General features: G+C 62.0%; 1 protein-coding gene and 2 pseudogenes. 1 reads left to right on the top strand and 2 read right to left on the bottom strand.

Annotated features, from left to right (window positions below; genetic code table 11):
• Positions 1-402 (bottom strand): annotated as a pseudogene (locus C6W91_RS21010) (IS256 family transposase); the annotation flags it as partial.
• Between C6W91_RS21010 and C6W91_RS21005 the strand changes: the two are divergent.
• Positions 335-1042, top strand: a complete 708-nt coding sequence (locus C6W91_RS21005; RefSeq protein WP_370571591.1) for a sensor histidine kinase — start codon at positions 335-337, stop codon at positions 1040-1042. The pseudogene C6W91_RS21010 and the gene C6W91_RS21005 overlap by 68 nt on opposite strands.
• 355 nt (positions 1043-1397) lie before the next feature.
• On the opposite strand, the pseudogene tuf reads toward C6W91_RS21005, so the two are convergent.
• Positions 1398-1546: pseudogene (gene tuf, locus C6W91_RS21000) on the bottom strand (elongation factor Tu); the annotation flags it as partial.

Raw genomic sequence — 1546 nt, 5'->3', positions numbered from 1 at the left:
CAGCAGCGCATCGAGGCTGCGCGAGCGGCGCGCCCATTTCGGCAGGATCGCCGAGGTGAACCGGATCCTCTGGTCGACCGGCACGTCGGTGGCGCGGTCGCGTACCTTCGGGCGCTGGACGTCGAGCGCCCCGATCCCGGTCTGGATGCTGCGCTCCGGCCCGTAACCATGTCGCACAACGCGCTGGCGGCCGTCCGGCAGGAGCTCTTCTGCGTACTCCGCAACAAAGGCGTCGGCTTCTGCCCGCAGCGCGGCAGCTAGCATGCGGCGCGCGCCATCCCGGGCAATCTCAGTCAGCGGATCATCGACAGATTCCGGCTGACGAAGGGCGATGATGTCTGTAGTCTTCTTCATGGCGTATCGTTCCTCTTGGAAGTTCTGGCAGGCTTCAGCACCCGCCACGATACGCCACCCTCTCAAACCCCGTCACCCAGTTTCCCGCATAACTCTCCGGATTGAAACCGCGTTTCAGAAGGTCATCGACAATGCGGACCGGATCGCGCAGTTGATCGACGCGACGCTGGACCGGGCTAGGGTCGAAGGCGAAGCGCTGCGCCTGGATCGCAAGCCGGTCGATCTGACCGGGTTGCTGCACATTGCTGCCGAAGCCAACCGGGAAGAGGCTGCACGCAAATCTATCTCCTTGTCCGTCGACCCACCGCAGCGGACCATCGCAGAGGTTGATGAAACACTGGTCATCTCTGCCATCGACAATCTGATTAGCAACGCCGTGAAATATACCTATCCCGGAGGCGAGGTCCGGATTTCGGTCGCGCAGGAAGGTGAAAGCGTCACCGTTGCCGTCTCCGATACCGGTCAGGGCCTGACGCCAGACGACCTGACGCGCGCCTTCGGCCGTTTCCAAAGGCTTTCCGCGCAGCCAACGGATGGTGAAAAGTCCACTGGCCTGGGACTCGCGAATGTACGCGAAATTGCCTGTGCGCATGGCGGCAGCGCTCATGCCGAAAGCGAAGGCCCTGGAAAGGGAAGTCGTTTCGTTCTGACGCTGCCCTGCAATCCGGACATTCAGCCCGCGCCCTGAGCCTTAGGCGTTCCGTCGTCTCAACCAAGAATACACCGGCCCGCATAACCGCCCGGACGTCCCGCGTTTGTGCTGCGTCTGGGCCGCGCCCGACCAGGTCTCCGGGCGCGCGCCTGATCCGATCAAATCCGCCTGAGGCCAAACGGTTCCATTGGCGAAGCGGCCCCTGCCCTGCTCAGCTTTGTGCACATAGAAAGAGGGCCTTCCGAAGGAGGCCCTTTCCATTAGCAATCAGGAGACCTGGTTGCTCGATGATCTTCGACACAGTCTTTCTGGTGCGTCTCGGGATCAGCGCGTTCAAACAAAAAGGGCGCCACTGGGGCGCCCTTTCCGTTTGATCATTCGCGAGTGCGAATTACTCGATGATCTTCGACACAACGCCAGCGCCGACGGTGCGGCCGCCTTCGCGGATGGCGAAACGCAGACCGTCTTCCATCGCGATCGGGGCGATCAGTTCAACTTCGAACTTCAGGTTGTCGCCCGGCATCACCATCTCGGTGCCTT

Origin of the sequence: Phaeobacter sp. SYSU ZJ3003 (genome assembly GCF_041300735.1) — a bacterium.
Lineage (GTDB): Bacteria > Pseudomonadota > Alphaproteobacteria > Rhodobacterales > Rhodobacteraceae > Phycobacter > Phycobacter gallaeciensis_A.
Note: the sequence above shows the minus strand (reverse complement) of the source record. Positions and strands in the feature narration are given on the sequence as shown.

Bases quoted from the DNA above. Each gene is read 5' to 3' on its own strand.
- C6W91_RS21005 (WP_370571591.1), top strand. From the start codon at position 335: ATGTCTGTAGTCTTCTTCATGGCGTATCGTTCCTCTTGGAAGTTCTGG.